Origin of the sequence: Delftia sp. PE138 (genome assembly GCF_018320755.1) — a bacterium.
Taxonomy (GTDB): Bacteria; Pseudomonadota; Gammaproteobacteria; order Burkholderiales; family Burkholderiaceae_C; genus Comamonas; species Comamonas tsuruhatensis.
The window spans coordinates 519,870-542,659 of the sequence record NZ_JABEPN010000002.1; the positions used below are offsets into that span (position 1 = coordinate 519,870).

Sequence of the window (22,790 nt, forward strand, 5' to 3'; positions counted from 1 at the left end):
TCGGCGCACAACGCGAGGCCCCCACCATGCTGTATGCCCACGATCATTCCGTGTCTTCCCCTCCATTGGCGTCGCGCGCCCAGCGCGTGCCCCTGCCCCTGCCTTCGGCTCCGCGCACACCGGCCGAAGGTGGCAGGAGAGAGGCTGCGCCGGAGCTGGCAGACAGCGCCCTGCGAGCAACCCTGGCCGAATTGCAGCACGGGCTGATGCAGCCGCAGGCCCGGGTCTCGCCCAAGTTTCTCTATGACTCACGCGGCTGCGACCTGTTCGAGCAGATCACGCGGCTGCCCGAGTACTACCCCACGCGCACCGAGGCTGCCATCCTGGCCGACTCCGGTCCGGCCATGGCCGAGGCCCTGCGCGGCAGCGAGGTGCTGATCGAGCTGGGTGCCGGCAACTGCGAAAAGGTGCGCGGCCTGTGCCGCAGCCTGCGTCCACGGCACTTCGTGGGCGTGGACATTGCGGGCGCCTTCCTGCGCCAGTCCGTGCGGCGCCTGGCCGAGGAGTTTCCGCAGCTGCAGGCCCATGCCGTCACGGCCGACATCACCGAGCCGCTGGCCCTGCCGCCCTACATCCCGCAGGCCGGCCGGCTGCTGTTCTACCCGGGCTCGTCCATAGGCAACTTCGACCCTGAACAGGCCCAGCGCATGCTGGGCCAGATGCGGGCCCTGCTCAGCGACGACGGTGGGCTGCTGATCGGCATAGACCTGCCCAAACCCATACAGTGGCTGGAGCCTGCCTATGACGATGCCCAGGGCGTGACGGCGCGCTTCAACCTCAACCTGCTCAGCCATGTGAACCACCTTCTGGGCAGCGACTTCAACGAGAGCGACTGGGAACATGTGGCCTTCTTCAACACCGAGCACTCGCGCATCGAAATGCACCTGCGCGCGCGGCGCCCGCTGATCGTGGGCTGGCCCCAGGGGCTGCGGCACTTCGCGGCCGGCGAGACCATACACACCGAGAACAGCTACAAATACCCGCTGCCCGACTTCCTGGACATGCTGGCCTGTGCGGGTTTCGGGGCCTGCCAGGTCTGGACCGATGAGCGCCAGTGGTTTGCCGTGATCCATGCCCATGCGTGAAATGCCCGCCGTCTTCCGCTGGGTGCAGCGCTACGAGGCCGTGCGCCAGACCACCGTGCTGCTGGCCGCCCCCTTGTCCGCCGAGGATGCCTGCGTACAGTCCATGCCCGATGCCAGCCCTGCCAAATGGCATCTGGCGCATACCACCTGGTTCTTCGAGACCTTTGTCCTGGCCGAGCACGCGCCCGGCGTGCCGCCCTTCGATCCCGACTTCCGCGTGCTGTTCAACTCCTACTACCAGCAGGTGGGTGCGCGGCATCCGCGTGCCCAGCGCGGGCTGCTGACCCGGCCCTCGCTGGCGCGGGTGCTGGCCTACCGCGAGGCGGTGGACCAGCGCATGCTGCAGATGTTCGAGGACTGGGGCACGCAGCCGCCTGCGCGTCTGGCCGCGTTGCTGGAGCTGGGCCTGCAGCATGAGCAGCAGCACCAGGAGCTGCTGCTGACCGACATCAAGCACCTGCTGTCGTGCCACCCGCTGTGGCCTGCCTATCGAGAGCAGGAAGAGGGCATGCCTGCGCCTGGGCCGGCAGATGGAACGCCTGCCCCGCTGCAGTGGCAGACCGTGCCGCGTGGCATGCATGCCGTGGGCCATGGCGGCGAGGGCTTTGCGTTCGACAACGAGCGCCCGCGCCACGAGGTGTTTGTGCAAGGCTGCGAGATCGCGCAGCGGCCCGTGAGCAATGCCGAGTTCCTGCGCTTCGTCGAGGACGGCGGCTATGCCCAGCCGCAGTGGTGGCTGGCCGAAGGCTGGGACTGGCGCTGCGCGCAGCAACTGGAGCATCCCTGGTACTGGCGGCGCAATGCAGGCGGCGCGTTGGATGGCGCATCGGACGGCACGTGGCAGGAGTTCAGCCTGCATGGCGCGCTGGCGCTGGACGGGCGCCGCCCCGTCTGCCACATCTCGTTTTTCGAGGCCGACGCCTATGCGCGCTGGGCCGGCGCGCGCTTGCCTACCGAGGCGGAATGGGAGGCGGCCTTTGCCGCGCCCATGGCGCAGCGCCCCGAGCACGACGAGCCTCCCGGCCCCGTGCACCCGCGCGCCATGCAGCCCGGCAGCCTTGCGCTGGGCGAGGTCTGGGAATGGACCCAGTCCGCCTACGGCGCCTACCCGGGCTTCCAGATCGCGGAGGGCGCCGTGGGTGAATACAACGGCAAGTTCATGGTCAACCAGTATGTGCTGCGGGGCGGCTCCTGCCTCACGCCGCCAGGCCATGCGCGCGCCAGCTACCGCAATTTCTTTCCCACGCAGGCGCGCTGGCAGATGACCGGCCTGCGGCTGGCGCGGGATCCGGCTTGAGCCTGCCCCTGCCGCATCCCCATGCATTGCGCCGCCCGCCGGTGCATGCAGTAGCATCGTCGGCCTCAATGATCCGAGGGAGTTCCATGTTGTTGCGTTCGCTTGTTCTTGCCATGCCGCTGTCCCTGGTCCTTGCCGGCTGCGCCACTGCGCCGCCCCAGGCTCCGGCGCCCAGCCAGCCACAGGAGCAGCCCCGGCCCCAGGTGCCTGCCCAGGCCCCGGCCGACACGCCGCGCGCCGAGCCCGAGGTGGCCAACCTCACGCCCCTGCCCAGCCTGCTGCTGATCGGCGAAGACGCAGCCGGCCGCTACTACTCCATGGTGGCCAAGGCCACCTTCACCATCGAGTCCGATGGCCGCCTGACCCTGGCCGACCAGGGCGGCGGCCAGGGCGGCGAGCCCGTGGCCCCGCATGCCGACATGCAGGACCAGAGCATGTCCACCGAATGCAAGCCCTATGGCGCCGTGGCCAACCAGCGCACCACCTGGTTCCCGTATACGGGCGTGTTCGTGCGCGGCGGCACGCTGGTCGGCGCCCAGGCGGATGGCGCCGATGCGGCCATCAAGACGCTGACCGAGCATGAAGGCGCCCAGATGCTGTACACGGGCAAGGATGCCGACCCCACCGAGTACTACTACGCGCCCTGTGTGGGCGCGCAGCGCGTGGCCACCGGCTGGCGGCTGGACCGCTATCTGCCCGATGGCGGACAGCTGCGTGTGCGTGCCGATGCGCGTAACGGCAATGGAAACGGCAAGGGCCAGACGCTGGCGCTGAAGCTGCCCAAGCCCTTTGCGCCCTTCGTGCTGGTGCGCTACCAGTCGGGAGCGATGATTCCCGTGCCCATGCGTGCCGTGCTGGCCACGGTGGACCTGCCCGAGCGCCGCGTGGTGCTGCAGTTCCAGGGCACCTACGCCGTGGAGCCGGCCATCCGCAAGATGGAGCTGCGCCTGATCGTGCCCGGCAGCCGCCCCTCCGAAGGGGAGACCGCCGCGCGCCACGCCGAACGAACCCAGGCCCAGCTGCGTGACCTGGCCCGCTGCGCCCCGCCGCGCGGCCATGCCATCGAGCCCTGCGCCAATCCGCAGCGCACGCCGGACCCGCTGATCTTCTATTCCTCGCAGGAACTGCGCGAGCGCTCGCGCAGGCGCTGAGGGCGTCTCAGACCTTGTCCAGCGCCTGCTCCAGGTCGGCCAGCAGGTCGCTGATGTGCTCAATGCCCACGGACAGGCGCACCATGCCTTCGGTGACGCCGGCCTTGGCCAGTTCCTCGGCGTCGAGCTGGCGGTGCGTGGTCGATGCGGGGTGCGTGGCCAGGGACTTGGCGTCGCCGATGTTGACCAGGCGCGTGAACAGCTGCAGCGCATCCAGGAAGCGCGCACCGGCGGCGCGGGTGTCGCTGTCGCCGCTGCCGTTCCTGAGGCTGAACGACAGGATGCCCGAGGCGCGGCCGCCCAGCTGCTTCTTCACCAGGGCGTGGTCGGGATGGTCCTGCAGGCCGGCGTAGCGCACCCATTCGATCTTGGGATGCCTTTGCAGCGTCTCGGCGATCTTCTGGGTGTTCTCGCAGATGCGGTCCATGCGCAGGGCCAGCGTCTCTATGCCTTGCAGGATCAGGAAGGCGTTGTGCGGCGACAGTGCGGCGCCGGTATTGCGCAGCGGCACCACGCGCACGCGGCCGATGTAGGCTGCCTCGCCCAGGGCCTCGGTGTAGACCACGCCGTGGTAGCTGACATCGGGCTCGTTCAGGCGCTTGAAGCGGGCCTTGTGCTCGGCCCAGGGGAACTTGCCGCTGTCCACGACGGCGCCGCCCACGCTGTTGCCGTGGCCGCCCAGGTACTTGGTCAGCGAGTGCACGACGATGTCGGCGCCATGCTCGATGGGGCGCAGCAGGTAGGGGCTGGGCACGGTGTTGTCCACGATCAGCGGCACGCCGTGGGCGTGAGCCACGTCGGCCAGGGCGCGGATGTCGGTGACATTGCCCAGCGGGTTGCCGATGGACTCGATGAAGATGGCCTTGGTCTTTTCGTCGATGTGCTGGGCGAAGCTGGCCGGGTCGCGCGGATCGGCAAAGCGCACCGTGATGCCCTGCTGCGGGAAGGTGTGGGCGAACAGGTTGTAGGTGCCGCCGTAGAGCGTGCTGGCCGAGACGATGTTGTCGCCTGCCTCCGCGATGGCCTGGATGGCATAGGTGATGGCGGCCATGCCCGAGGCCACGGCCACGGCGGCAATGCCGCCTTCCAGCGCCGCGACGCGCTTTTCCAGCACGTCGGTGGTGGGGTTCATGATGCGCGTGTAGATGTTGCCGGCCACCTTGAGGTCGAACAGGTCGGCGCCATGCTGGGCACTGTCGAAGGCATAGGCCACGGTCTGGTAGATGGGCACGGCGGCCGACTTGGTGGTGGGGTCGGGCGAGTAGCCGGCGTGGACGGCCAGGGTTTCGATGCGCATGGAAGATTGCCTTTCTGGTGACGGCTTACGCAAGAAGGGCAGGGCGGGCCATTTGCCATGGGCAGCGGCGCGTCCCGCATCCTGTTTGAGTAAGTCCTGAGGTTTTACAAGCGGAGGACGGTTGGCATTGTGGCGTGCCGGCCTCCGGTGCCCAACGATGCGTTGGTTACGAACATATACGCCGCAGACCGGTTGCTCCTCTGCCGTGCGCAGATATGTCCGGCCTGGCTTTGCCAGGATCGTGAGTGAATGTGTATTTTTGTTAACAACGTGTTGTAACGTGACCTGATCGCTAGACTCCATTCGGGAGTTGATGGTGACGTTGACAGCAAGACATTTTCTGGCGCTGGCGGTGCCCTTGTGCACCTCGCTGCTGGCCGGCTGTTTCTATGTCTGCTGGCGGCATCTGCGTGCCCGGCGCGAGTTGCGCAGCATGTCCCTCGCCTTCACCGGATTCAGCCTGGCGCTGCTGCTGCAGGTCCTGGAGCGGCCTGCGGCCGTGCCCGTCAATGCGCTGGCCACGGCCGCGCTGCAGCTGTGTGCGGCCTGGTTCATCACCGAGGCCATGGCCATGCGCCAGGGCGTGCGACCGGATGCGCCGCTGGCGGCTGTCTTTGGCAGCGCAGTGCTGGCGGTGCTGGGCTACTACGCCTGGGTCGTTCCCGATGCGCAGGCGCGCCAGCATGTGCTCAATTTCGGCCTGGGACTGCAACTGGCCCTGCCGCTGTGGCGTTTGCCGCGCAGGCATCCCGGTACGGACTGGGACCGGCTGCTGCTGGGGGTGTTCGTGGTCTTTGCGCTGAGCTTTTTCGTTCGTGCGCTGTGGCTGACACCGCCTGGCGCCTCGCCACCGGCCGACGCGGCCAGTGAATGGCTGGGCGTTTCTTCCGCGTGCCTGGCGAAGCAGCTGAGCCTGCTGGTGTTCGGCCTGCTGTTCGCCATGGTGTTCCTGGCGGCGGCGGTGCGCGACACCGTGCAGGAGCTGCATGAGGAGCGCGACCGCGATCCGCTGACAGGGCTGTTGAACCGGCGCGCCTTCAAGGAGGAGGTGCAGCGCCGGCGGGCCGAGCACCCTCAGCTTTCAGCCGCCGTGCTGGTCTGTGATCTGGACCATTTCAAGCGGGTCAACGACGGCTGGGGCCACGCGGCCGGTGACGAAGTGCTGCAGCGCTTTGCGCGACTGCTGCTGCGCAGCACGCGCCAGCAGGACCTGGTGGCCCGCTTTGGCGGGGAAGAGTTCGTGGCCTTGCTGCCGCGTGCGGACCCTCTGGCCGTGCAGTCGATCACCCGGCGCATACAGACCCAGCTGCGCCTGATGGGCTTCAGCGGACTGCCCGACGAGGTGCGCATCACCGCCAGCTTCGGCGTGGCCTGGATGGCGCCGGGCCAGACGCTGGAGCAGGCGCTCGCGCGTGCCGACGCCATGCTCTACGAGGCCAAGCGCGCAGGCCGGGACCGGGTGCGGCTGGTGAAGGAAGAGGAAACGCTCTAGGACTTGGCCGGCGCGACCGCAGCCTGCAGCAGGCGAGCGGTGCGGGGCGGACGCGGTGTCTGCGGCGTCTGCGGGGCGCTGGACTCGCGCGGCCCGCGCGGTTCAAGCGCAGGCCTGGAAGGCCGCTGGGCCGCTGCCGGCTGGCGCAGCTCCCAGCCCGGCAGCGCGGCATGCACCATGGCGGCGCCGTGGGCGTCGTTGGCCGCGTAGTGGCGCTGGGCCAGGCTCAGTTGCGGTGCAGCCCAGTTGGAGGTGGAGATCTTCTTGGACTTTTGGAAGTTCTGCCCCAGCACCAGGGCCACGGCCGCGCGCACGCCTACCGAGCTGGCGTAGCCATGGCGCTTGAACACGCGGTCCAGGTCGATCACGTTGTTCAGCGCCACGCCCAGGCGCGCGGGCAGCGCACTGCGGTCATGGTCCAGCCCGAAGCCGGCCTTGCAGATGGCCTCGCTGGCCATCACGTCGGCCGCAAGCGCGCGTGCCTGCGCATGGTGCAACTGCAGCAGCCAGGCCTGGTCGCAGGTGGCCAACTGCACCACATGGGGGCCGGTGTCGGTCTGGCTGGCGTGGAAAAGAGGCTTGCTCTCGGTATCGAAGCCGAGCACGGGCGCGGCCATCAGCGCGGCGCGGGCGGCCGCGAATTCGGCGTCGGTGGCGGGCACGTGGATGCAGCGTTCCGGCAGGGCGGAAAAAGGCGGCAGCAGGCGGCTGTCTTCCTTGCTGGGGGCGTGCAGGCGGGGCATGGGAAAGGGGGGAGGCCGAGGCGAGCCGTCAAGTATGCCTGCTCCTGCATGTCCCTTCGGCCCCGGGTTTTTATCCCCGATGCATGTGGACGGAGTTGTGGAAAACTCCGGGTGTAACTTGCCGAATCCGCGCCCTGCAAGGCTTTCCACGGAATGCCTAAAAAATCAGCGCAGTGGCGAAAGGGCGTCGATTAAGGGTAATTACGGATGACCGCGCCGGACCCGTGGGCAGGGTCCGGTGGTTGTTTCAAGAGGTGTCTAAAGGCCTTGGTCGCTGAACACCGGGGCCCGTTTTTCCAGGCCTGCGCGCACGGCTTCGGCCTGGTTGGCACTGCCCAGCAGGGCCTGCTGCTCGCGCGCCTCGGCCAGCAGGATGTCCTGGGGCGATGCCGTTTCGCTGAGCTGCATCAGGCGCTTGGACGCACGCATGGCGTGCGGGCTGCTGGCCGCGATCTGGCGGGCCAGGTGGCGCGCTTCCTCCAGCGGCGCGGAACTCACGCGCGTGGCCAGGCCCAGGGCCACGGCCTCGGGGCCGGGCACGATGCGGCCCGTGTAGACCAGCTCGCGCAGCACATCGCCGCGCACCAGCGGCGCGGCCAGCGCGCAGCCGGCCATGTCGGGCACCAGTCCCCACTTGATTTCCATGATGGACAGCCGCGCATCCTCGGCCACCAGGCGGATGTCCGCGCCCAGCGCCAGCTGCAGGCCGCCGCCGTAGGCCACGCCGTGCACGGCGGCGATCACGGGCACGGGCAGTTCGCGCCAGCCCCAGCAGATCTGCTGGAAGCGGTTGGCAATGCCGTGCGTGCGCGCGGCCAGGTCCGTCATGTCTGCCGTCTGCTGGCCGTCGGCAATGCCGGCCATGCTGCCCATGTCCAGGCCCGCGCAGAAGGCGCGCCCCTCGCCATGCAGCACCACGGCGCGCAACCCGGGCGTGTCCCGCAGCCGCGCCAATGCGTCGATCAGTGCGTCGAACATGGCGGGGTCCAGCGCATTCATCTTGTCGGGCCGGGCCAGGGTCACCTCGGCCACGCCGTGGTCCACCGATATGCGCACGCGTTCTTGGCTCATGGCTTGTCTCCTTGTTGCTATGCGGTTCTTTGCTGGCGGTCGGCCGCGTTGCGCGATTCGATGGCGCTGCGCGCATTCGCCCAGTCCTGGTCGCTCCAGCTGGCCAGCCCGGCGAAGTTGCCGCCCGTCGCCTGGTATTGTCCGCCGTCTATGGCGATGGTCTGTCCCGTCAGGTACTCGGCCTGGCGGCTCATGAGGAAGACGGCCAGGTTGGCCAGCTCGGGCATGCGGCCGTTGCGGCCCATGGGGTTGTCGGCGCGCACATGCTCGCCGCCCTGCGGGTTCAGCCGCGCGCTCATGCCTTCGGTGGGAAACAGGCCCGGCGCGATGGCGTTGAAGCGTATGCCCCGGTTGCCCCATTCCACGGCCAGCGACTGCGTCATGGCATGCACGCCCGACTTGGCCATGGCCGAGGGCACGGTGAAGGCCGAGCCGTTCCAGACCCAGGTGGTGAGGATGGACAGCACGCTGGCCTTGCGGCCCTCGGCCAGCCAGCGGCGGCCGCACTCCAGCGTGAGGTTGAAGCTGCCGCGCATGACGATGTTGGCCACGGCGTCGAAGGCGCGCATGGACAGGTCCTCGGTGCGGCTCACGAAGTTGCCGGCCGCGTTGTTGACCAGGCCCGTGAGCGCGCCGCCGTCGGCCCAGATGGCCTCGATCATCTGCTCCACGGCCTCGGGCTGGCGCACGTCGCAGGCATGGCCCGTGGCCCGGCCGCCGTGCTGCTGCATCAGCTCCTGCGCTGTCTGCTCGACCACGGCGCCGCGCCGGCCGCACAGGTGGATGTCGGCGCCCAGCATGAGAAACGCCTCGGCCATGACACGGCCCAGGCCGGTGCCGCCGCCGGTGACGAGGATGCGTTCGCCCTGGAGCAGGCCGGGCTTGTAGATGAGGTCGTCGAGGGTCATGGCTGCTGTCTCCTGTGCTGCCAGGGAAGGGATAGGGGGACTGCGGCAGCGCTTGGCACCGCCAGGGGATCGGAGCGTCAGAGCGCGCGCGAGATCACTTCCTTCATGATTTCGCTGGTGCCGCCGTAGATGCGCTGCACGCGCGCATCGGCGTACATGCGCGTGACCATGTATTCGTTCATGTAGCCGTAGCCGCCATGCAGCTGCACGAGTTCGTCGAGCACGCGGCCCTGAGCTTCCGAGCCCCAGAGTTTGGCCATGGAGGCCGTGGCCGTGTCCAGCGTGCCGGCCACCAGCTGCTCCACGCAGCGGTCGATGAAGGCGCGGCCCACGGTCAGCGTGGTGGCCACCTCGGCGAGCTTGAACCGGGTGTTCTGCATGTCGGCAATGGCCTGGCCGAAGGCGCGGCGCTCGCGCACGTAGGCCAGCGTGGCCTCATAGGCGCCTTCCATGCAGGCCAGGGCGGCCAGGCCGATGATCAGGCGTTCGTAGGGCAGGTCGCCCATGAGCTGGTAGAAGCCCTGGCCTTCGCGCCCGCCCAGCAGCGCGTCCTGCGGCACGGTCACGTCGTCGAAGAAAAGCTCCGAGGTGTCCTGGGCCTTCATGCCCATCTTGTCGAGCACGCGGCCCACGCGAAAGCCCGCGCAGTCCCGGGTCTCCACGATGAGGATGGAGGTGCCGCGCGCGCCCTGGGCCGGGTCGGTCTTGCAGACCACGAGGATCAGGCCGGCCAGCAGGCCGTTGGTGATGAAGGTCTTGCTGCCGTTGATGCGGTAGCGGCCGTCCCTGAGTTCTGCGCGCGTGCGCACGCCCTGCAGGTCCGAGCCCGCGCCGGGCTCGGTCATGGCGATGGCGCCCACCAGTTCGCCGCGCGCCATGGCGGGCAGGTACTTGCGCTTTTGCGCCTCGGTGCCGTGGTTGAGCAGGTAGTGGGCCACGATGGAATGCACGGAGTTGCTCATGCCCGAGAGGGCGCGGCGCGCCATCTCCTCGTGGATCACGGCCTCGTGGCGGAAGTCGCCGCCGCCGCCGCCGTAGTCCTCGGGGATGTCGGTGCACAGCAGGCCCAGCTCGCCGGCGCGGCGCCAGATGGCATGGCCCACGTTGCCGCGCTGGCGTGCGGCTTCGTCCTGCGGCTGCATTTCGGTTTCCAGAAAGCGCACGGCGGTGGCGCGCAGGCTTTCCAGTTCGGGGGTGCTCCAGGAGCGTGTCAGTTGCAGTGGCATGGCTTGGACCGGTGGATTGAGGGGTTCAGTTGATGCGGCGTTCGCGGCCCTGCCAGTAGGGTTCGCGCAGCTGGAATTTCTGCAGCTTGCCCGCGGCCGACAGCGGCAGCTCGCTGCGGAACTCCACCGAGCGCGGGCACTTGTAGCCCGCGATGCGTTCGCGGCAGTGGGCGATGACCTCGGCCTCGGTCAGCGGCTGGCCCTCGCGCGCGACGATCACGGCGTGCACGCGCTCGCCCCAGCGTTCGTCGGGCACGCCGATGACGGCGCACATGGCGACCTGGGGCAGCTGGGCGATGGCGTTCTCGACCTCGGCCGAGTACACGTTCTCGCCGCCGCTGACGATCATGTCCTTGAGCCGGTCCACGACGAAGAGGTAGCCGTCGGCATCCAGCCGGCCCATGTCGCCCGTGTGCATCCAGCCGTCCTTGAGCGCGGCGGCCGTCTCGGCGGGCCTGTTCCAGTAGCCCTGCATGACCATGGGGCCGCGTGCCGTGATCTCGCCCACCTCGCCGGGCGGCAGCTCGCGGCCCTCGCCATCGACGATGCGCACCTCGGCAATGGTCACGGGCCGGCCGGCCGCGCGCAGCAGGCGCTCGCGCTGCGGGCCGGGACGGTGCTCGGCCGGGCCCATGGACACGATGGTGGGCGACAGCTCGGTCATGCCGTAGGCCTGGGCGAAGTCGGCGCCGGGCAATGCCTGCATGGCGCGCTCCAGCAGGCTGGCGTCTATGGGCGCCGCGCCATAGAGCATGAGGCGCAGGCTGGACAGGTCGAATTCGGCCATGCGCGGATGCTCGATCAGCCGGCGGATCATGGTGGGCACCAGGAACAGCTCGTTCACGCCGTGCTGCTGCACGCCGGCGAGGATGGCCAGCTCGTCGAAGGCCGGCACGATGACCTGGGGAACCAGGCGCTGGGCCATGAGCAGGGCCAGGCCGCAGCCGGCCACATGGAACATGGGCGTGACCACCATGCCCACCTTCACATGCTGGCGCGGCACGTTGCTGGCATTGGACAGGGCGTTGATGAACAGGTTGTCGTGGCTGAGCATCACCCCCTTGGGCCGGCCCGTGGTGCCGCCCGTATACATCACGGCGGCCAGGTCGTTGCCGCTGCGCAGCGCGTCGGCGCAGGGCGTGGCGGCGGCCAGCAATTGCTCGTAGTGCAGCGCGCCTTCGGGCGCGGCGCCCGTGCCGCAGAACACCACGGTGCGCAGGCTGGAGGACAGCTCGCGCAGCCGGGGCACCAGGGGCGCGAAGGCATCGTCCACGAAGAGCACGCGCGTGTCGCAGTCGTCCAGCGAGTAGGCCACCTCGTGCGCGCTCCAGCGGATGTTGACGGGGTTGACCGCGGCGCCTGCCCACCAGCAGCCATAGAAGTATTCAAGGTAGCGGATGGAGTTCAGGCCCATCATGCCGACGCGGTCGCCGGGCGCCACGTCCAGCGCTCGCAGCAGGCCGGCGCAGCGTTCGATGCGCTGCGCAAGCTGCGACCAGCTGGCCTGCTCTGCGCCGCAGATGGCTGCCGTGGCGCCGGCCCTTTCGCGGCGGCCCTTGTGGATGGCCTGGGTGAGATACATGGGCATGGGGTTTCCTCAGGAGCGGGCATTCCAGGCGGCCAGCGTGTCCTGCAGGCTGGCGGCGCGCGGGGGGCGGGGCTGCTCGGGCACGCTGCGCGAAAAGCGCGGCGCCGGCGCGGGCTGGAGCACGCCGCCGGCCTCGGTGAACGTGGCGCGCGCGCGGTTGTGGGCGTGCTGGGGCGCCTCGTCCCAGTCGAGCACGGGCGCGAAGCAGGCATCGCTGCCTTCCAGCAGCTCGCACCACTGCTGGCGCGTGCGCGTGCGGAACACGTCGGCCAGGCGCAGCTTGAGCAGGGGCCAGCGCGCGGCGTCCAGCTGCGCGTCGAACAGCGGGTCCTGTATGCCGCAGCGCTGGCGCAGCTCGGCGTAGAACTGCGGCTCGATGGCGCCTATGGCGATGTATTTGCCGTCGGCGCAGGCATAGGTGTCATAGAAGTGCGCGCCGCCGTCCAGCAGGTTCTCTCCGCGCTGGTTGCTCCACTGGCCCTTGGCCTTGAAGCCGTACATGAAGGCCGACAGCAGGGCCGTGCCATCGGTCATGGCCGCGTCGATGACCTGGCCCCGGCCGCTGCGCCCGGCCTCGTGCAGGGCGGCCAGCAGGCCCACGGCCAGCAGCATGCCGCCGCCGCCGAAGTCGCCCACGTAGTTGAGCGGCGGCACGGGAGCCTCGCCCGCGCGGCCGATGGCGTGCAGCGCGCCGGAGATGGCGATGTAGTTGATGTCATGCCCCGCCGCATGCGCCAGCGGCCCGTGCTGGCCCCAGCCCGTCATGCGGCCGTAGACCAGGCGCGGGTTGCGCGCCAGGCAGGGCTCGGGCCCCAGGCCCAGGCGCTCCATCACGCCGGGCCGAAAGCCCTCGATCAGCAGATCGGCGCGTGCGATCAGCGCCAGGGCCGAGGCCTGGCCTTCCTCGCCGCGCAGGTCGATCTCGACCTGGCTGCGGCTGCGCGTGGTGATGTCCTGTGCATCGACCGGCGTGCCGGGCCGCGCGATGCGCAGCACCTCGGCACCCATGTCGGCCAGCAGCATGGCGCAGAACGGCCCCGGGCCCAGGCCCGCGAACTCGACAACGCGCACGCCTTCAAGCGGTCCTGGCATGGAGGTCTCCTTTCAGGCCGTGGGCAGTGGATGGTTCTTGTACTGCTCGCGCAGCTTGGTCTTTAGCAGTTTTCCCGTGGCCGTGTGCGGCAGCTCGGCCACCTGCAGCACATCGTCGGGCAGCCACCATTTGGCGATGCGCGTGGACAGGAAGTCGAGCATGGACTCGCGGCTGACGCTGTGGCCTGCGCGCGGCACCACCAGCAGCAGCGGCCGCTCCTGCCACTTGGGATGGGCCACGCCGATGATGGCGGCCTCGGCCACGCCGGGATGGCCCATGGCGGCGTTCTCAACGTCGATGGAGGAAATCCACTCGCCGCCCGACTTGATCACGTCCTTGGCGCGGTCCACCAGCTGCAGGAAGCCGTCGGCATCGATGGTGGCCACGTCGCCCGTGGTGAAGAAGCCTTCCTCATCGACGGGCGAGCCGCCTTCGCCCTTGAAGTAGCCGCTGGCGATCCAGGGGCCGCGCACGCGCAGGTGTCCCCGGGCCTGGCCGTCCCAGGGCTGGGGCCGGCCGTCGTCGTCCACGATCTTGAGGTCCACGCCCCAGACGCCGCGCCCCTGCTTGAGCTTGACCTTGACCAGTTCCTCGCCCGACAGCGCGTCGTGCCGGGGCAGCAGCTTGCTGACCACGCCGATGGGGCTGGTCTCGGTCATGCCCCAGCCCTGCACGACCTGGGCGCCGAACTGGTTCTCGAAGCGCTCCAGCATGGCGCGCGGCACGGCCGCGCCGCCGATGCCTATGCTCTTGACGCCCAGCGCGCGCGGGTCGATGTCGGGATGCGCATCCAGGTACTGGAACAGCATCAGCCACACGGTGGGCACGCCCTGGGAGAAGGTGACCTTCTCGTCGCGCATGAGCTCGTAGACGCTCTGGCCGTCCAGGTGGGGGCCGGGCAGCACCAGCCGTGCGCCGGCCATGGCCGCCGCATAGGGCGTGCCCCAGGCGTTGGCATGGAACATGGGCACGATGAGCATCACGGTCTCGCGCGCGTTCAGGCCGAAGGTGTCGGGCGCCAGCTCCATCAGCGTGTGCAGCACGGTGGAGCGGTGCGAGTACAGCACGCCCTTGGGGTGGCCCGTGGTGCCCGAGGTGTAGCACAGCGACGAGGCCGTGCGCTCGTCGAACTCGGGCCACTCGAAGTCCTCGCTCTGGTTGCCCACCAGCTCGTCCCAGCAGTGCAGGCCGGGAAGGTCCAGCGCGGGCATGTGCTCACGCGAACTCATGCAGACATAGGTGGTGACGGTCTTCAGATGCGGTGCGAGCTTTTCCACCAGCGGCGCGAAGGTCACGTCGAAGAACAGCACCCGGTCCTCGGCATGGTTGGCGATGTATTCGATCTGCTCGGGAAACAGGCGCGGGTTGATGGTGTGCAGCACCGCGCCGCTGCCCGAGACGCCGAAGTACAGCGCCAGGTGGCGCCAGCTGTTCCAGGCCAGCGTGCCCACGCGTTCGCCAGGCTGCACGCCCAGCGACTGCAGGGCGTTGGCCACCTGGCAGGAGGCGCGGCGCATGCCGGCCCAGTCGGTGCGGTGCAGGCCACCGTCCCGGGTTTCCGGCAGGCGCGAGACGATCTCGGTGTGCGGGTGAAAGCGCGCCGCATGCTCGATCAGCGACGAGATCATGAGCGGGCGGTCCTGCATCAGTCCTTGCAAGGCGGGCATGGGGTGTCTCCTGTCGTTGTCCTGATGGCCGGGGTCATTGCACGGGCGCGTAGCGGCTGCCGTCGAAGCGCACGAGCTGCATCTTCTTGATGGGGAAGAAATCGTCCGCACCGGTCTGCAGGCTGATGCCCGGGTAGAGCATGGGCAGGTCCATCTTCAGGCTGGCGGCCTGCTTCATGATGTTGGCGCGCGTGAGCTCGTCGCCGGCCTGCCTGAGCACCTGCACCAGGGTCTGGGCCTGGGAGTAGCCGATGACGTTGAGCGAATCGTTGGGGTCGCCGGCCGGGTAGAACTGCTTCATGAAGGCCAGGTAGCCCGCCAGCTCGGGCGTGCCCTGGTTGGAGGGGGCCGAGGGCTCGCGCAGGTAGCTGGCCGTCATCACGCCGCGCGCGTTGTCCAGGCCAGCGGGCTTGAGCACCGAGCTGATGGACAGCGAGACGCTGACCAGGTAGTGCGCAGGCTTCCAGCCGATGTCGGCGGCCTTGCGTATGGACTGGGCCGCGAACTTGGGCGTGCTGATGTTGATGAAGGTGTCCGCCCCCGAGCCCTTGAGCGCCACCATCTGGCTGTCCACCGTGGGGTCGCCGACCTCGTAGGTCTGCTGCACGACGATGCGCTGCTTGGCCTGCTCGCCAAAGCCGTCGAGCACGCCCTTGAGGTAGTCCTTGCCGAAGTCGTCGTTCTGCATCAGGACGGCCACCTTGGCCTGGGGCCGCGTGGCCAGGATGTGCTGGGCGAAGGTGCGGCCTTCGAGCTGGTAGGTGGGCTGCCAGCCCATGGTCCAGGGGAAGTTCTTCGGATCGCCCCAGCGCGTGGCGCCCGTGGAGACGAACAGCTGGGGCACCTTGCGCTGGTTCATGTAGCGATGCACGGCCTGGTTGTGCGAGGTGCCCAGCGCGCCGAACATCAGCAGCACGCCGTCGCGCTCGACCAGCTTGCGCGTCTGCTCCACGCTCTGGGCGGGGTTGTAGGCGTCGTCGGCCGAGAGGTAGGTGATCTTGCGGCCGTTGATGCCGCCTTCGGCGTTGATCTTGGCGAAGTAGGCCGCATGGGTCTTGCCTATGGTTCCATAGGCCGACACGGGACCTGAGTAGGGCACGAAGTTGCCGATGCGGATCTCGGTGTCGCTGGCGCCGGTGTCGTACTTCTTCTGGGCCTGGGCTGGCACCTGGGTGATGGCCGGCAGGACCAGCGCCAGGCAGGCGATCAGGGCCCGGGGGCCGCGGGCGAAGGGGTTGCGCATGGTGGTCTCCTGGCTTGCGGGCGCCGTGCCCGCTTTTCTTGTGGTGGCCGGTCCATGGTAGGAACCGGCCCGGCGCGCGCCCATCGTCGATTCCGACGAATGCATGTGCGGGCGCAGCAAGGTGCGTCGGGAAGGTGTGGCGCTCAGCCCGGCTGGCGGGGCGCGAACACGGGCTCGCGCTTTTGCATGAAGGCCTGCACGCCTTCCATGAAGGCCGGCGCGCCCACCAGCTCGCGCTGGCGTTCAGCCTCGTAGTGAAGCTGCTGCTCCAGCGTGGAAGCGGCTGCGTGGTCCAGCGCGCGGCGGGCTTCCAGCACGGCACCGGCCGGCAGCCGCGCCAGGCGGGCGGCCGCGGCCAGGGCCTGCTCGCGCAGGGCCTCGTCGTCCACGCAGGCCCAGACCAGGCCCCAGTCGGCAGCCTGCTGCGCGCCCAGCCTGTCGCCCAGCAGGGACAGGCCCAGGGCGCGCGCACGGCCCAGCCGGCGCTCGATGAACCAGGTGGTGCCCAGGTCCGGCACGATGCCCAGGCGCGGCAGGAAAGGCAGGTAGAAGTAGGCCGAGCGCGCCGCCAACGCCACGTCGCCGGCCAGTGCCAGGCCCACGCCGGCCCCGGCTGCCGCGCCGTTGATGGCGCAGACCACGGGCACGGGCAACTGCTGCAGGTCCAGGATGAGGCGGTTGGACAGCTGCTGCATGTTGTCGGCCGTCTGCTCGCCCAGCGTGCGGCCATCGGCCTGGGCCCCGCCTTGTGCCCCACCTTGTGCCCCGCCTTGTGCGCCGCCCATGGACGACAGGTCCGCTCCCACGCAAAAGCCCCGGCCCTCGGCGGTGAGCACCAGGGCGCGGAGGGAGCTGTCCTCGCGCACCTCGGCCAGCAGTTCGCGCAGCCGCAGCTGCAAGGGCCTGCCCAGCGGATTCATGCGGGCGCTGTCCTGGAGGACGATGAGTGCGATCTCGCCGTTGTTGCCGCTGTCGCCGTTGTTGCCGTGGCGTTCCATGCGGACGGCCGGACTGGAATTCATGGGGGACTCCTGTGGGTGGGGATGGAAAGTCAGGTGCGCGGCCGCTGCCGGGGCAGGTGCATGCCCGGCCGGCCCGGTCGGCCCAGTCGGTGCAGCAGGCCCATCACGCCGCCGGGCATGGCGAACATGAAGACGATGAGCACGGTGCCGTAGACGGCCCAGGGCGCGGCCTTGGACACCTGCTCGGCCAGCCCCGGGATGAACATGATGAACAGGGCGCCGAACAGCGCGCCCCACAGCGTTCCCACGCCGCCCACCACCACGCCCACCAGCAGCGAAATGGACAGGAACATGGTGAAGGAGTCGGGCGCCACGAACTGCACGGCAATGGCCGACAGCGCGCCGCCCACGCCCGTGTAGCCGGCCGAAATCGCAAAGGCCATGGACTTGCAGTGCGCGTTGTCCACGCCCATGGCCTCGGCCGCCATGGCGTGGTCGCGGATGGCGCGCAGCGCCAGGCCGCTGCCGCTGTCTATGAGGTTGCGCGCCATCCAGAACAGCAGCGCCGCCACGGCCAATGCATAGAGGTAGAACCACTGGTCGGCATCCAGCGGCAGGCCCCAGGGCGCCTCGGGCTTGGTCAGCACGATGCCGCCCACGCCGCCCGTCCAGGCTTCCAGGTGGCGGTACTTGAGCAGCTGGGGCATGGCCACGCCCAGCGCAAAGGTGGCCAGCGCCAGGTACAGCCCTTCCAGCCTGAGCGCGGGCCGCCCGAACAGGTGGCCCGCCGCCAGGCTCACCAGGCCCGCTGCAGGCACGGCAAGCCAGTAGGCCAGGCCCGCGCGGTCCATCAGGATGCCGGCCGCATAGGCGCCTATGGCGAAGAAGGCGCCATGGCCCAGCGAGATCTGGCCGCTGTAGCCCGTGAGGATGTTCAGCCCCACCAGGGCCACGGCATAGGCCAGCACCATGGTGGCCTGGAACAACTGGTAGCCCTTGGCCACGAAGACCAGCGAGCAGGCCGCCAGCGCCAGCGCCGCGATCAGTACCGTGCCCAGGGGCAGGGGGCGGCGCGCGCTGATGGAGGCGACCAGCGCGTCAGACGAGGAGGCGGATCGTGTGGACATCATTGTTCTCCAGGGCGTTTGGCACAAAACTGGCGTGGCCCAAAAGCGAGGGTGTCGTCCCCCTCCCGCGTAGCGAGAGAGGGGGCGCCGTGCAACGGGAAGCGGCGTAGCCGCTCAGGGGGGACATTGTTCAAACCCTCCTGACGACCTTGCGGCCCATCAGCCCGGCCGGCCGCACGATGAGCACGCCCACGATCAGTACCAGGGCCACCGAGAGCTTGAGTTCGGTGCCAACGACGTAGCTGCCCACGAGGTTTTCAAGCACGCCCACGATGAAGCCGCCCAGCACGGCGCCCGCGGGGCTGTCGATGCCGCCCAGCAGCGCGCCCGCAAAGGCGTACAGCAGCACGCCGCTCATCATGTGCGGATCAAGGAAAACCACGGGCGCCACCATCATCCCGGCCACCGCGCCGATGGCGCCGGCCAGGCCCCAGCCCAGCATCAGCATGCGCCCCACGGAGATGCCCACCAGGCGCGAGGAGGCTGGGTTCTGCGCGGCCGCGCGCATGGCCAGCCCCAGCGGCGTGAGCCGGAAGAAGGCAAACAGCAGGGCCACGATGGACAGCGCCACGAAGATGGTGCCCACCTCATGGGCCGACATCAGGGCGCTGCCGTACCAGGCGTCGGCCGGGAACGGGCTGGGGAACTCCTTGATGGTGTAGCCGAAGATCCAGCCGGCCAGGCTGTGGAAGACGATCAGCAGGCCGATGAAGACCACCACCTGGGCCAGGTCCGCCGCCTTGTGCATGGGGCGGATGATGGCGAACTCCACGGCCGCGCCCAGCACGAAGGACAGCGCCACCGTGGCCAGGAAGGCCCACCAGTACGGCAGCCCCGCCTGCAGCAGCGCCCAGGCGATGAAGGTGGAGAACATGGCCATCTCGCCCTGCGCGAAATTGATGTGGTGCGTGGCCTGGTAGATCATGACCAGGGCCAGCGCCACGGTGGCGTAGATGCCGCCCGTGGCCAGGCCGGCCAGCAACTGGTGGATGAAGGCGTCCATGGCCGCTACTCCCCGAGATAGGCCTGGCGTACCGCATCGTTGCGGCGCATGGCTTCGCTGGGGCCGTGCAGCACGATGCGACCGGTCTCCAGCAGGTAGGCGCTGTGCGCCAGCTCCAGCGCCAGGCGCGCGTTCTGCTCCACCAGCAGGACGGTCGTGCCCTGCTCGGCGTTGATGCGCCGCAGGATGCCGAAGATGTCGCGCACCACCAGCGGCGCCAGGCCGAAGGAGGGCTCGTCCAGCAGCAGCAGGCGCGGGCGGCCCATGAGGGCGCGGGCAATGGCCAGCATCTGCTGCTCGCCGCCCGACAGCGTGCCGGCCTGCTGGGTGCGGCGCTCGCGCAGGCGGGGGAAGTAGCCGAACATGCGCTCCATATCGCTGCCCACGTCTGCACGGGCAGCGCGCGTGGGCCGGGCCTGCGCGCCCAGGCGCAGGTTCTCCTCGGCGCTGAGCTGGGCGAAGGTGCCGCGCCCGTCGGGCACATGGCCCACGCCCTGGCGCGCGATGCGCTCGGTGCTGTGCCGGTCTATGCGTTCGCCGGCCAGGCGCACCTCGCCGCGCGTGTCCACGAGGTGGCGGCAGATGGCGCGCAGCGTGGTGGTCTTGCCCGCGCCATTGGCGCCCAGCAGGGCCGTGACGCGGCCTTCGGCCAGGTCCATGTCGATGCCGTTCAGCACGCGCACCGACCCGTAGGCCGCATGCAGTCCGCGGATTTCAAGCAGTGCCGCCATGCGCCACCTCCCTGTCCTGATCCTGCGGCTGCATGTCCGAGCCCAGGTAGGCGCGGATGACTTCGGCATGGGCGCGGACCTCGCCCGGCGTGCCCTCGGCGATCTTGCGGCCGAAGTTCAGCGCCACGACCTTGTCGCTCACGCGCATGACCAGGCCCATGTGGTGCTCCACCAGCAGCACGGTCAGCCCCAGCCGGTCGCGCAGCGACAGGATCAGGTCGCCCAGGCCGGCCAGCTCCTCATGGTTGAGGCCGCAGGCCGGCTCGTCCAGCAGCAGCAACTGCGGGCGGCAGGCCAGGGCGCGCGCCAGCTCCACGCGCTTTTGCGTGCCGAAGGGCAGGTCGGCCACGCGGCGCTCTGCCACGCCCGTCAGCTCCAGCAGGGCCATCAGCGATTGCGCCTGGGCGCGGGCTTCTGCCTCGCGCCGGCGCACGCCGGGCAGGCGCAGGGCGTCGCGCACAAAGCCGGCGTGCTGGTGGCTGTGCGTGCCCAGGCGCACGTTGTCGGCCACCGTCATGCTGGAAAACAGGGCCAGGTTCTGGAAGGTACGGCCCATGCCCAGCGCGGCCATGCGGTGGCGCGCCAGCGTGGCCAGCGGCTGGCCGCGAAAGCGGATGTGGCCGGCCTGCCAGGCATACAGCCGCGACAGGCAGTTGAACAGGCTGCTCTTGCCTGCGCCGTTGGGGCCGATGAGGCCGCAGATCTGGCCTGCCGCAACATCGAAACTCACGCCGTCCAGCGCGACGATGCCGCCGAAGCGCAGCGAAACGCCTTCGATGCGCAGCAGGGGCTGCGAGTCCTGGCTCATGGCTTTCCCTCCCCCCGATGGTGGGCGACCGGCGCGGGCGGCGCCGGCCGCACGGTGGCATGGCGGCGCCTACAGGCGCTCGATGATGGTGACGTTGGCCATGCCGCCGCCCTCGCACATGGTCTGCAGGCCGTAGCGCCCGCCGCGCGCATGCAGGGCGTGGATCAGCGTGGCCATGAGCTTGGTGCCCGAGGCGCCTAGCGGATGGCCAAGCGCAATGGCGCCGCCGTTGACGTTGAGCCGCGCCGGATCGGCGCCCGTGGCCTGCAGCCAGGCCAGGGGCACGGGGGCAAAGGCCTCGTTGACTTCGTACAGGTCGATGTCGGAGATGCGCATGCCGGCCTTCTTCAGCGCGGCCTGGGTGGCGGGGATGGGGGCCTCCAGCATGATCACCGGGTCATGCCCGAGCAGGCTCATGTGGTGGATGCGCGCCAGCGGCTGCACGCCCAGGGCCTTGAGGCCGCGCTCGCTGACCACCATGACGCCGCTGGCGCCATCGCAGATCTGGCTGGCCGTGGCGGCGGTCACGCAGCCGCCTTCGCGGATGGTCTTGACGCCGGCAATGCCTTCCAGCGTGGCGTTGAAGCGTATGCCTTCGTCCACCGTGTGCGGCTGGCCTTCCCCCTCGGCACCGCCTTCGGCGCTGCGCGCCTGCACGGCCAGGATCTCGCGGTCGAAGCGGCCCTCGCGCGCGGCCTGCACGGCGCGCTCATGGCTTTGCAGCGCATAGGCGTCCAGCTGGTCCTTGGCCAGGCCGTACTTGCCGGCCATCATCTCGGCGCCCATGAACTGGCTGAACTCCACGCCTGGATAGCGCTGCTGCATGGCCGGGCTCATGTACACGCCCAGGCCGGACTTGGCGGGCAGGGCGTTGGGCGTGCCCATGGGCACGCGCGACATGCTCTCCACGCCTGCGGCGATCACCATGTCCATGCTGCCCGACATCACGGCCTGGGCCGCGAAATGCAGGGCCTGCTGGGACGACCCGCACTGCCGGTCCACCGTGGTGCCCGGCACGGACTCGGGCAGGGACGAGGCCAGCACCGCGTTGCGCGCCACGTTCGTCGCCTGCTGGCCGACCTGGCTGACGCAGCCCATGATCACGTCCTCGACCTGGGCCGGGTCGGCCTGGCTGCGGCGCACCAGCTCGTCCAGCACCTGGGCCGCGAGATCGGCCGGATGCCAGCCCGAGAGCTTTCCGCCGCGCTTGCCGCCCGCCGTGCGCGTGGCGGCGACGATGTATGCCTGTGCCATGGATATGTCTCCTGTTCCTGTATTCCTGGGGGGGATGGTGGCCCGGCCGGCGCGGGCCGGGCATCGTCGCAAGCGACGATTCCGGCCAGGGAAAACGCGGGGACGGTGCCTGCCGTGGTGCCTGGGCGGTACGCCTAGCGCGGCGCCATGCGGATGGCGCCGTCCAGGCGCACGCACTCGCCGTTGAAGTAGCCGTTGGTGATCATGGTCTCGGCCAGGTGGGCGTATTCGTCGGGCTGGCCCAGCCGCTTGGGGAAGGGCACGGAGGCGGCCAGCGCCGCCTTCACGTTGTCGGGCGCGCCCTGCAGCAGCGGGGTGTCGAAGATGCCGGGCAGGATGGTGTTCACGCGGATGCCCTCGCCCATGAGGTCGCGCGCAATGGGCAGGGTCATGCCCGTGATGCCGGCCTTGCTGGCCGAGTAGCTGGCCTGGCCCATCTGCCCGTCCTGCGCCGCCACCGAGGCCGTGTTGACGATGGCGCCGCGCTCGCCGTCGGCCAGCGGCTCCAGCGTGAGCATGCCCGCGGCCGACTTGGCGATGCAGCGGAAGGTGCCCACCAGGTTGATCTGGATGATGCGGTCGAAATTGGCCACGGGCAGGTGCCGGATCTCGCCTGTGGCCTTGTCGCGGCTGGCCGTCTTGACGGCATTGCCCGTGCCCGCGCAGTTGATCAGGATGCGCTCCTGCCCGTGGGCCGCGCGGGCCTGGGAAAAGCCCGCGTCCACGCTGGCCTCGTCGGTCACGTCCACGCGGCAGAACAGGCCGCCTGTCTCGCGCGCCAGCGCCTGCCCGGCCGTCTCGTTGAGGTCGAACAGGGCAACGCGCACGCCCCTGGCGGCCAGGCGGCGCGCGGTGGCCGCGCCCAGGCCCGATGCCCCGCCCGTGACGACGGCGCTGATGCTTGCGTCAAGCTTCATGTGTGGGTCTCCTTTGTGAGAGTCTTTGCCGCGCGCCCTGTCGCCTTGGCTCGCGACAGGGCGCGCTGCGCTGCCTATGATCTGCAGGCCAGTCTAGGAATCACCCCGCATTGCCGCCATCGTCGAA

At 69.6% G+C, this 22,790-nt stretch carries 20 protein-coding genes; 4 read left to right on the forward strand and 16 right to left on the reverse strand.

Annotated features, from left to right (window positions below):
* Positions 1-26: 26 nt before the first annotated feature.
* The 3 genes from egtD to HFGMBDPB_RS11335 all read left to right on the forward strand — a co-directional run bounded on the left by egtD (position 27) and on the right by HFGMBDPB_RS11335 (position 3,533).
* On the forward strand, positions 27-1,085 hold the full coding sequence (gene egtD / locus HFGMBDPB_RS11325; protein ID WP_043790104.1) for an L-histidine N(alpha)-methyltransferase: 1,059 nt from the start codon (positions 27-29) through the stop codon (positions 1,083-1,085).
* A complete protein-coding gene (gene egtB / locus HFGMBDPB_RS11330) occupies positions 1,072-2,382 on the forward strand; it encodes an ergothioneine biosynthesis protein EgtB (protein WP_126312129.1) in 1,311 nt (436 codons plus the stop codon). The genes egtD and egtB overlap by 14 nt, the downstream gene beginning before the upstream one ends.
* Positions 2,383-2,468: 86 nt before the next feature.
* Positions 2,469-3,533: a hypothetical protein gene (locus HFGMBDPB_RS11335; protein ID WP_016449203.1), complete on the forward strand. Its 1,065-nt coding sequence runs from the start codon at positions 2,469-2,471 to the stop codon at positions 3,531-3,533.
* 7 nt (positions 3,534-3,540) lie between these two features.
* Here the strand turns inward: HFGMBDPB_RS11335 and HFGMBDPB_RS11340 are convergent, their stop codons facing one another.
* Positions 3,541-4,830 carry an O-acetylhomoserine aminocarboxypropyltransferase/cysteine synthase family protein gene (locus HFGMBDPB_RS11340; RefSeq protein ID WP_016449204.1) on the reverse strand — a complete coding sequence of 430 codons (1,290 nt, stop codon included), beginning with the start codon at positions 4,828-4,830 and terminating at the stop codon, positions 3,541-3,543.
* 313 nt (positions 4,831-5,143) lie between these two features.
* Here HFGMBDPB_RS11340 and HFGMBDPB_RS11345 point away from each other — a divergent pair, with 313 nt between their 5' ends.
* Positions 5,144-6,322: a GGDEF domain-containing protein gene (locus HFGMBDPB_RS11345; protein ID WP_212645409.1), complete on the forward strand. Its 1,179-nt coding sequence runs from the start codon at positions 5,144-5,146 to the stop codon at positions 6,320-6,322.
* Here HFGMBDPB_RS11345 and HFGMBDPB_RS11350 read toward each other — a convergent pair.
* The 15 genes from HFGMBDPB_RS11350 to HFGMBDPB_RS11420 all read right to left on the reverse strand — a co-directional run bounded on the left by HFGMBDPB_RS11350 (position 6,319) and on the right by HFGMBDPB_RS11420 (position 22,663).
* Positions 6,319-7,065 carry a 3'-5' exonuclease gene (locus HFGMBDPB_RS11350; RefSeq protein ID WP_212645410.1) on the reverse strand — a complete coding sequence of 249 codons (747 nt, stop codon included), beginning with the start codon at positions 7,063-7,065 and terminating at the stop codon, positions 6,319-6,321. The two genes, HFGMBDPB_RS11345 and HFGMBDPB_RS11350, sit on opposite strands and share 4 nt — an antisense overlap.
* Before the next feature lie 258 nt (positions 7,066-7,323).
* On the reverse strand, positions 7,324-8,136 hold the full coding sequence (locus tag HFGMBDPB_RS11355) for a crotonase/enoyl-CoA hydratase family protein (RefSeq protein ID WP_016449207.1): 813 nt from the start codon (positions 8,134-8,136) through the stop codon (positions 7,324-7,326).
* Positions 8,137-8,153: 17 nt separating this feature from the next.
* Entirely contained in the window at positions 8,154-9,044 is an 891-nt protein-coding gene (locus HFGMBDPB_RS11360; protein ID WP_034363614.1) for an SDR family oxidoreductase, read from the reverse strand.
* A gap of 77 nt (positions 9,045-9,121) precedes the next feature.
* Positions 9,122-10,270, reverse strand: a complete 1,149-nt coding sequence (locus HFGMBDPB_RS11365; protein WP_047218395.1) for an acyl-CoA dehydrogenase family protein — start codon at positions 10,268-10,270, stop codon at positions 9,122-9,124.
* Between the two features lie 25 nt (positions 10,271-10,295).
* On the reverse strand, positions 10,296-11,858 hold the full coding sequence (locus tag HFGMBDPB_RS11370) for a long-chain-fatty-acid--CoA ligase (RefSeq protein WP_016451389.1): 1,563 nt from the start codon (positions 11,856-11,858) through the stop codon (positions 10,296-10,298).
* Positions 11,859-11,867: 9 nt separating this feature from the next.
* Positions 11,868-12,950 (reverse strand): CaiB/BaiF CoA transferase family protein, encoded by a 1,083-nt coding sequence (locus tag HFGMBDPB_RS11375; protein WP_012206624.1) that lies wholly within the window; start codon positions 12,948-12,950, stop codon positions 11,868-11,870.
* A gap of 12 nt (positions 12,951-12,962) precedes the next feature.
* On the reverse strand, positions 12,963-14,618 hold the full coding sequence (locus tag HFGMBDPB_RS11380) for a long-chain-fatty-acid--CoA ligase (RefSeq protein WP_047218397.1): 1,656 nt from the start codon (positions 14,616-14,618) through the stop codon (positions 12,963-12,965).
* Positions 14,619-14,652: 34 nt separating this feature from the next.
* Entirely contained in the window at positions 14,653-15,861 is a 1,209-nt protein-coding gene (locus HFGMBDPB_RS11385; RefSeq protein ID WP_212645411.1) for an ABC transporter substrate-binding protein, read from the reverse strand.
* A gap of 143 nt (positions 15,862-16,004) precedes the next feature.
* Positions 16,005-16,883, reverse strand: coding sequence for an enoyl-CoA hydratase-related protein (locus tag HFGMBDPB_RS11390; protein ID WP_212645412.1), 879 nt, complete (start codon positions 16,881-16,883; stop codon positions 16,005-16,007).
* Positions 16,884-16,912: 29 nt separating this feature from the next.
* Positions 16,913-17,950, reverse strand: coding sequence for a branched-chain amino acid ABC transporter permease (locus HFGMBDPB_RS11395; RefSeq protein WP_212645413.1), 1,038 nt, complete (start codon positions 17,948-17,950; stop codon positions 16,913-16,915).
* Positions 17,951-18,080: 130 nt separating this feature from the next.
* Positions 18,081-18,953: a branched-chain amino acid ABC transporter permease gene (locus HFGMBDPB_RS11400; protein WP_034363620.1), complete on the reverse strand. Its 873-nt coding sequence runs from the start codon at positions 18,951-18,953 to the stop codon at positions 18,081-18,083.
* Positions 18,954-18,958: 5 nt separating this feature from the next.
* On the reverse strand, positions 18,959-19,684 hold the full coding sequence (locus HFGMBDPB_RS11405; protein ID WP_046240650.1) for an ABC transporter ATP-binding protein: 726 nt from the start codon (positions 19,682-19,684) through the stop codon (positions 18,959-18,961).
* Complete coding sequence (locus HFGMBDPB_RS11410; protein WP_212645414.1) at positions 19,668-20,492, reverse strand: ABC transporter ATP-binding protein; 825 nt, start codon at positions 20,490-20,492, stop codon at positions 19,668-19,670. The genes HFGMBDPB_RS11405 and HFGMBDPB_RS11410 overlap by 17 nt, the downstream gene beginning before the upstream one ends.
* 69 nt (positions 20,493-20,561) lie before the next feature.
* Entirely contained in the window at positions 20,562-21,746 is a 1,185-nt protein-coding gene (locus HFGMBDPB_RS11415) for an acetyl-CoA C-acetyltransferase (RefSeq protein WP_016451397.1), read from the reverse strand.
* A 134-nt stretch (positions 21,747-21,880) separates the two neighbouring features.
* Entirely contained in the window at positions 21,881-22,663 is a 783-nt protein-coding gene (locus tag HFGMBDPB_RS11420; protein WP_016449219.1) for an SDR family NAD(P)-dependent oxidoreductase, read from the reverse strand.
* Between the last annotated feature and the right edge of the window lie 127 nt (positions 22,664-22,790).

What these genes read in the sequence shown, in the direction of transcription:
- egtD (WP_043790104.1), top strand. Translation starts at nt 27, where the DNA reads ATGCTGTATGCCCACGATCATTCCGTGTCTTCCCCTCCATTGGCGTCG.
- egtB (WP_126312129.1), top strand. Translation starts at nt 1,072, where the DNA reads ATGCCCATGCGTGAAATGCCCGCCGTCTTCCGCTGGGTGCAGCGCTAC.
- HFGMBDPB_RS11335 (WP_016449203.1), top strand. Translation starts at nt 2,469, where the DNA reads ATGTTGTTGCGTTCGCTTGTTCTTGCCATGCCGCTGTCCCTGGTCCTT.
- HFGMBDPB_RS11340 (WP_016449204.1), bottom strand. Translation starts at nt 4,830, where the DNA reads ATGCGCATCGAAACCCTGGCCGTCCACGCCGGCTACTCGCCCGACCCC.
- HFGMBDPB_RS11345 (WP_212645409.1), top strand. Translation starts at nt 5,144, where the DNA reads ATGGTGACGTTGACAGCAAGACATTTTCTGGCGCTGGCGGTGCCCTTG.
- HFGMBDPB_RS11350 (WP_212645410.1), bottom strand. Translation starts at nt 7,065, where the DNA reads ATGCCCCGCCTGCACGCCCCCAGCAAGGAAGACAGCCGCCTGCTGCCG.
- HFGMBDPB_RS11355 (WP_016449207.1), bottom strand. Translation starts at nt 8,136, where the DNA reads ATGAGCCAAGAACGCGTGCGCATATCGGTGGACCACGGCGTGGCCGAG.
- HFGMBDPB_RS11360 (WP_034363614.1), bottom strand. Translation starts at nt 9,044, where the DNA reads ATGACCCTCGACGACCTCATCTACAAGCCCGGCCTGCTCCAGGGCGAA.
- HFGMBDPB_RS11365 (WP_047218395.1), bottom strand. Translation starts at nt 10,270, where the DNA reads ATGCCACTGCAACTGACACGCTCCTGGAGCACCCCCGAACTGGAAAGC.
- HFGMBDPB_RS11370 (WP_016451389.1), bottom strand. Translation starts at nt 11,858, where the DNA reads ATGCCCATGTATCTCACCCAGGCCATCCACAAGGGCCGCCGCGAAAGG.
- HFGMBDPB_RS11375 (WP_012206624.1), bottom strand. Translation starts at nt 12,950, where the DNA reads ATGCCAGGACCGCTTGAAGGCGTGCGCGTTGTCGAGTTCGCGGGCCTG.
- HFGMBDPB_RS11380 (WP_047218397.1), bottom strand. Translation starts at nt 14,618, where the DNA reads ATGCCCGCCTTGCAAGGACTGATGCAGGACCGCCCGCTCATGATCTCG.
- HFGMBDPB_RS11385 (WP_212645411.1), bottom strand. Translation starts at nt 15,861, where the DNA reads ATGCGCAACCCCTTCGCCCGCGGCCCCCGGGCCCTGATCGCCTGCCTG.
- HFGMBDPB_RS11390 (WP_212645412.1), bottom strand. Translation starts at nt 16,883, where the DNA reads ATGAATTCCAGTCCGGCCGTCCGCATGGAACGCCACGGCAACAACGGC.
- HFGMBDPB_RS11395 (WP_212645413.1), bottom strand. Translation starts at nt 17,950, where the DNA reads ATGTCCACACGATCCGCCTCCTCGTCTGACGCGCTGGTCGCCTCCATC.
- HFGMBDPB_RS11400 (WP_034363620.1), bottom strand. Translation starts at nt 18,953, where the DNA reads ATGGACGCCTTCATCCACCAGTTGCTGGCCGGCCTGGCCACGGGCGGC.
- HFGMBDPB_RS11405 (WP_046240650.1), bottom strand. Translation starts at nt 19,684, where the DNA reads ATGGCGGCACTGCTTGAAATCCGCGGACTGCATGCGGCCTACGGGTCG.
- HFGMBDPB_RS11410 (WP_212645414.1), bottom strand. Translation starts at nt 20,492, where the DNA reads ATGAGCCAGGACTCGCAGCCCCTGCTGCGCATCGAAGGCGTTTCGCTG.
- HFGMBDPB_RS11415 (WP_016451397.1), bottom strand. Translation starts at nt 21,746, where the DNA reads ATGGCACAGGCATACATCGTCGCCGCCACGCGCACGGCGGGCGGCAAG.
- HFGMBDPB_RS11420 (WP_016449219.1), bottom strand. Translation starts at nt 22,663, where the DNA reads ATGAAGCTTGACGCAAGCATCAGCGCCGTCGTCACGGGCGGGGCATCG.